Source organism: Candidatus Magnetobacterium casense (assembly GCF_019173545.1).
GTDB lineage: Bacteria > Nitrospirota > Thermodesulfovibrionia > Thermodesulfovibrionales > Magnetobacteriaceae > Magnetobacterium > Magnetobacterium cryptolimnobacter.
Genome location: NZ_JABXWD010000240.1, coordinates 1 through 5,361, shown reverse-complemented (window position 1 = coordinate 5,361; position 5,361 = coordinate 1). Strand labels below are relative to the sequence as shown.

General features: G+C 53.4%; 12 protein-coding genes. All 12 read right to left on the bottom strand.

Annotation, left to right across the window (positions count from 1 at the left end):
• On the bottom strand, nt 1-444 hold a 444-nt coding region (locus tag HWQ67_RS12220; protein ID WP_218252970.1), incomplete at its 3' end, for a phage replisome organizer N-terminal domain-containing protein.
• Nucleotides 441-668: a hypothetical protein gene (locus tag HWQ67_RS12215; RefSeq protein WP_218252969.1), complete on the bottom strand. Its 228-nt coding sequence runs from the start codon at nt 666-668 to the stop codon at nt 441-443. The genes HWQ67_RS12220 and HWQ67_RS12215, both read right to left, overlap by 4 nt.
• Nucleotides 669-714: 46 nt before the next feature.
• Nucleotides 715-891, bottom strand: a complete 177-nt coding sequence (locus HWQ67_RS12210) for a hypothetical protein (protein WP_218252968.1) — start codon at nt 889-891, stop codon at nt 715-717.
• Nucleotides 891-1,145 carry a hypothetical protein gene (locus tag HWQ67_RS12205; protein WP_218252967.1) on the bottom strand — a complete coding sequence of 85 codons (255 nt, stop codon included), beginning with the start codon at nt 1,143-1,145 and terminating at the stop codon, nt 891-893. The genes HWQ67_RS12210 and HWQ67_RS12205 overlap by 1 nt, the downstream gene beginning before the upstream one ends.
• Entirely contained in the window at nt 1,129-1,380 is a 252-nt protein-coding gene (locus HWQ67_RS12200) for a LexA family protein (RefSeq protein ID WP_218252966.1), read from the bottom strand. Before HWQ67_RS12200 ends, HWQ67_RS12205 begins: the two co-directional genes overlap by 17 nt.
• Before the next feature lie 28 nt (nt 1,381-1,408).
• Complete coding sequence (locus tag HWQ67_RS12195) at nt 1,409-1,552, bottom strand: hypothetical protein (protein ID WP_218252965.1); 144 nt, start codon at nt 1,550-1,552, stop codon at nt 1,409-1,411.
• Nucleotides 1,549-2,496, bottom strand: coding sequence for a hypothetical protein (locus HWQ67_RS12190; RefSeq protein WP_218252964.1), 948 nt, complete (start codon nt 2,494-2,496; stop codon nt 1,549-1,551). The genes HWQ67_RS12195 and HWQ67_RS12190 overlap by 4 nt, the downstream gene beginning before the upstream one ends.
• Nucleotides 2,493-2,789: a hypothetical protein gene (locus HWQ67_RS12185; RefSeq protein WP_218252963.1), complete on the bottom strand. Its 297-nt coding sequence runs from the start codon at nt 2,787-2,789 to the stop codon at nt 2,493-2,495. The genes HWQ67_RS12190 and HWQ67_RS12185 overlap by 4 nt, the downstream gene beginning before the upstream one ends.
• Entirely contained in the window at nt 2,786-4,069 is a 1,284-nt protein-coding gene (locus tag HWQ67_RS12180) for a hypothetical protein (protein WP_218252962.1), read from the bottom strand. The genes HWQ67_RS12185 and HWQ67_RS12180 overlap by 4 nt, the downstream gene beginning before the upstream one ends.
• A 1-nt stretch (nt 4,070) precedes the next feature.
• Nucleotides 4,071-4,643 (bottom strand): hypothetical protein, encoded by a 573-nt coding sequence (locus HWQ67_RS12175; protein ID WP_218252961.1) that lies wholly within the window; start codon nt 4,641-4,643, stop codon nt 4,071-4,073.
• 202 nt (nt 4,644-4,845) lie between these two features.
• Entirely contained in the window at nt 4,846-5,136 is a 291-nt protein-coding gene (locus tag HWQ67_RS12170) for a hypothetical protein (protein ID WP_218252960.1), read from the bottom strand.
• Nucleotides 5,120-5,361 (bottom strand): hypothetical protein (locus HWQ67_RS12165; RefSeq protein ID WP_218252959.1); only part of this gene is annotated, 242 nt, incomplete at its 5' end. The genes HWQ67_RS12165 and HWQ67_RS12170, both read right to left, overlap by 17 nt.

Sequence of the window (5,361 nt, the reverse complement as noted above, 5' to 3'; positions counted from 1 at the left end):
CTCTATCTCTGGTGGACGTTTGTCGGACATTTGTCCGGACATTTGTCCACTCTCTTTTTTGGACTCAATCATCTTCCGATACTCTCTTTTCCTGTCCCCTTCGGTACTTGACAGCCCGATGAAATTCTGAATATCAGCCATGAACATCTCTCCAGAGGACACTATCTCGATGATACCCAAATCCCTTGCCATTCCGACTGCCATCCCGACCTCTGCCGGTTTATGACCGATGACATTCGACAGCACCTCCAGCTTTTCCCTCATGTACGGGATTCTCTCGTTTATCATCAACTGCCCGTTGAACTTCAACGATTTCAAATACAGCTTCAGGATAATAAGCGAATACTCGTACCCGTTCGGGTGTGCCTCAATAGCTTTGATGTGGTCTTGCTCGAAATAGTTCTCCTTGAACTTCAGATAATAATACTTCCGGTTGTCGCTCATAACGGTTTCTCCGCTCTACCAATCAGCATCCTCCGTACCCCCGGATTCTTCGCCAGCCTCTTCAACAGCAGGGAGACGAGAGACTGCAAGGGCCAGCCCTCCTCGTCTGCAACCTGCCGGAGAATGTCCAGCTCATCCTTTGACACCGTAAATCGGTGCTCCGTCGGAGTCTCTGAAAAGTTCACGGCAATCGTCTTGGCAACCTTTCCATTTACTTTTGCCATAACATTTCTCCCGCATACATTTTGCATCAGTCAAACATCCCCCGTGTTATTTGTCAAGTAGTTTTTTGTCCCCCTCCCTGATGGCCTCCAGCCGGGCCTTCCATGCTCTCTTGAGCTCCCTCTTCCCCTCACGACCAACGCCCAAAAACCGGGCGATGGTGTCAGGGTTGATCTCACCGTAATGCTCCTTGAACCGCTTAATCCCTGCCTGTGTGCTGGTCATCACCTCTCCTCCAAATATTGAAATGCTTTCTCGACAGACTCGACAACCATGTTCACCGCCAACGGGTCGCCGGGATGTGTCCTGAAATACTCCAGAGCGTCGAGAGCCTCCTCCATGGGAGACTTCTCGATGAACCCTGCGTGCTTCCATAGCCTCATGACCTCGATGCGGATAGCTTCATCCGCACACGCAATTCTCGCCATTTTCACCGCAGTCTTGTAATCGACCTGCCTCGTACTAACCAGTCTCTCCATCTTTCCCCTCCACATAGGAAAATTTTCCCCGCAGGATTTTCAGCGAGCGGTTGTGCTTGCCGAGTCTCTTCAGCCAACCCTTCCGCTCAAGTGCTGTCACCCTGTCGGAGATACTCTTTAACGTGACGTCGAAGTGCTCGCACATATCCTCGAACGACGGCTGGACGCCTGTCTCCTCGATGGATTTCACGATGTACTTAAACGTCTCCCTTTGAATCTCTGTTAGTTCTACCATTTTACCCTCCGGGTCGATTTTTTTAATCTCAGCACGACTCGGCCTCCAGTTTTACCTTCGCCCCACACTTAAAGCAGGTCACAAACCCGTTATGGGCTATCGCCTTCACGTCTCCGTGAACTGCTATCTCCGCCCCGCACTTGCACTTTACCTTCGCCGTCTTCGGGGTCATTTCGCACCTCCCTTCATCAGCTCCACCTTCTTCTCGGCATAGACGTGAATGAGATGCTCCCTTCTCAGCGGGTCGAGCTCCATTTTCCGAATCACCGACACCGCCTCCGCCAGCTCGTCCAGAGTTTTCGCCCCGTTTATCATCGCCTCGGGGTCTTCCGGCTCCTGCTCCTTGAACTCAATCAACGGAGTCGGCTCGATGTCGTCCATCAGCTCGTTGGTAATGATTCCGGTGATGTTCCGGCCCTCGCCGGTCAACTTCTCCAGCTTGTTCAGGTTGTCATAGGAAAGGTTCGCCATAATGGAGACCACCGGGAACTTGTGGGACGCCCCCACCTTCCCCGACTTCACCATCTTCACGTTCATGTCGAACGGAATCCCACGCACCCGGCCCCCGGTCATCTTCTTCACCATCTCGTAATTGCTCACGATCTCCTTGATGGATGACGCTGACCCGTGGGTCGTGAACTGCCACAACGCCACAACGTCCCGGTACTCCAAAATAAGAAAACGCAGACGGAGAACCTCGCTCCACTCTGCGTTCGCTTGCAACTTCTTCCCTCTGGCAAGGATGTCGTCCTTGATTTTCGGGAACTGGTCAACCGGGTACATCTTGAAGCCATCGTCCTTCTCGCCTCTCTCGAAGAACGTCTCGCCGTCACCGTAGGCGTATATTCTTTTCTTCACGATCAGCTCGTACCGCTCATCACAGTTGATGTTGTCGTCGTCCGACACAAAAACTATGTGGAGCGTCCGGGGCTTGACCGTCCCCAATGCCTTCAGCACATTTTGGGCGTACAGAGGGTCGGTCGTCCCGCTGTCGATGTGGAAATAATCCAGCGACTTCGGAAACTCCTTCCCCTCTGCATTTTTGGTAACCATGCCCACCTTCACGTGCCCGATGATTTTGATTCTCGACTCTACAACGTCTCTCTTAATCCTCATTGAACCAGACCTCCACGAATGACTTGAATTTTCGGCTTCGGGGACTCCATCGTCTTGTGATACTCGTCAACGAAGTCCGCCACCACCAAATTAAAAATCTGAAAAAGCATATCCGGGCTGATGCCCGGATTCTGCTTCACAACCTCCGTGAGTACCTCGGAGAACCCGTTGCCCATCTGAACCCTTGCTGTGTCCATCCGGGCGAGCATCTCCTTCACCTCTTTCTCCTGTTCCGGGGTGATGTCGCCTTCCACTTCTGCGAAAACACCGCCGACCTCAAATACCTTTTTCACTTCTTGCCCCCTTTCCTTTTTGGTTTCGGTGGGTCATCGGGAATCCCTGCCACCTCTTCGTGCGTCCGAATCTCGTCCGCATGATAAATCTTCGGCTCTGACGCCGGGGCCAGAAACTCCTTCTCGGCCTCGTTCACCTTCACCGTCTGCTCTCTCAAGCTCAACTCCAGCTCCCGGAGCTCCTTGAACACGTCGTACTCCACGAGAAACTCGGTCTTCACCAAGTCCGTCGTCTGGTCGAGGAACAACGCCTCCGGGGATAACTCCACCCGGTTTTTCAGCTCCAGCGTGTCCTCGTGGAAGATGGACAGATAAAGCTCCAGCTTCGCCCTCAGCATCCCTATGTTGTCGCCGTTCACCATCTCCTTGAACTTATACGGAGCGAACTTCGCTTTCGACCCCGCCATCTGGCTCTTCAGGGACGCCCACTTGTACCGGTTGCACCCGTAATTGAAAGCCCTCGCAACCCTCCGGTCAGCCATATACTTCCACTCGCCCAGCCCTGCGTTCCACATCTCCATATTCAGCAAAAGCTGGAAGGCGTTCTGCTCGGAAAAATCGTAATAGCTCGACTTGAAGTCCACCAGAATCACCTCGTCCTTGCCGTCTATCTCGGCCCAGCACACGAGGTCTATCACGCTCGCCGACTTGTTCACCATAATCCAATTCGCCGGGTCTTCGCTGGTGTTGAAAGCCCCGTAAATCTTCCCCGTCCTCCGGTCGATGCAGTACATCGTCTCCGGCGAAATTACCGGGTACTCCATGGCAATCGGGCGGATTTTGAAGTCCTGAACCCACCGCACGAACCCCACGGCGTCCTTCACGAAATTCCCATCAGCGTCCTTCCGTTTGTCCATGTACCACCGCCGGGTCTCCTCAAAGTTGTACCGGTCTTTCCCCAGCCGAAAGTTCTCAGCGTCGAAAACCCTCTTCATGTCCTTAAAGAACCACGCCTCTGTCGGCTGAATGACCTCTCCCTTCAGAATCCGGGAGAACAGGATGTGCAGGTACGTCCCATAATCCGCCGAATTGCGGAGAATGAACCAGTACGTCTCCTTGTCCACCCCGATCTTCCAGTCGTCCAGATACTTCTCGGTGGGCATCGTCGCCCTTGAGATGGTTGTCCAGCTCGGGGCCAGCCACAGCTCCATGCCCTCGGAGAACCGCACGTACCACCTGTTCCCCTTGATGTCCACCCGGTAGTTGAAAGTGGACGCAAACTCCGCCGTCTTCTCGTCAAAAAACTCCGCTCTGACGTTCTCAAAAAACTCGTTCTGCATCTTACGCCTCCAGTTCTGTTTTTACGAAATCCGGGAGATTCTCCAGAATCCCCGACTCCTTCATCTCTCCATAAAAGCCCCAGCAAGAGTCCTCGTCAATCTCCTCCTCGTGCCCACAGGCTTCGCACTTCCTGATTTTCGACACCTTGTAGCCGTACACCTCGCCATTCAGGTATTGGTCGTAGGTCTTCACCTCGGCCTCCAGAACGGCCTTCACGTGCTCAAGCCATTTTGCCGAAATTTTCTTCACGCCATAATTCTGCCGGACATCCTCTTTGGTGGCATATATCCACCCCACCTGCCCGGAATCCCACGGACATGAAAAAGGCTGGGTGCTCACCGTCAGCCCCGAGTGGTCATACAGATAGATGGGGAGAATAACCGCCAGCCCCTTCCCTGCCCACTCCTTAAACTCCTCGGGCGTCTTGAAGTCATGTTTGTCGCCCAAGCTATACCGGCGATGCCAGCACACCATCGTTCCAAGGTTGTCCCACTCTCTCGGGGACTCAGGGCTCTCGTATGTAAAAATCTCGACCAGAACCTCGCCCTCCTGCTTCTCATACACCTTTTCCACCTTCGACCTCCTTATGCTTCTTGATTTTCACCACCGCACGGTGGCAACTTCCGAAAACCTGCCGGGTGAATCGAAAACCCCTCCGACCCTTCAGGAACTTCGCTCTCCCTGTCCTGCGTCTCATCTGTACCTCCTTGCTCAAAATTTACTGCTTCGCCCCTTGCCATTGAAGGCCACGCCCAAACTGCCGGGGGCTTGAATGTTAGTCGTCATCCTCCTCTTCGCCGTGAGTCACATCGGGATTTGTCTCTCTCGACACCTCGATGAATTTTATGAGAGCCTCAAGCCTCTTGAATCTACCCCTCATATCTCTCAGCTTCCCAAGGTATGAAAGCCCGTCCATAAACCCTATCGCCTCGTATTGAGACAAGGCATCGCCTAACTCTTCTCGAAATTTTTTCAGCCTTTCCAAGTCCATCATCCCGGCAAGCATCACCAGATTTTGAATCTGCTCCGCAAGCATGATGTCCGATAATTTAGTACCCCTCTTCATCGACCACCTCCCCGCACTCCGCCATGAACTCCCTGTACTCGCTCTCGTCCCTGAACTTCCGGTACGGGTAATTATGCTCGTAGCAATGGTCACACGCCACACAGGTAAAAATGCCAGCCTCATCGTGCCGGGCAAACCTGCTGTACCTGATGCTCACTCCCTCGGGGAGCTCTTCCGCCACCTTCCCACACCGGGAGCAGTTGATGTCTCGGAACCGGATGACCT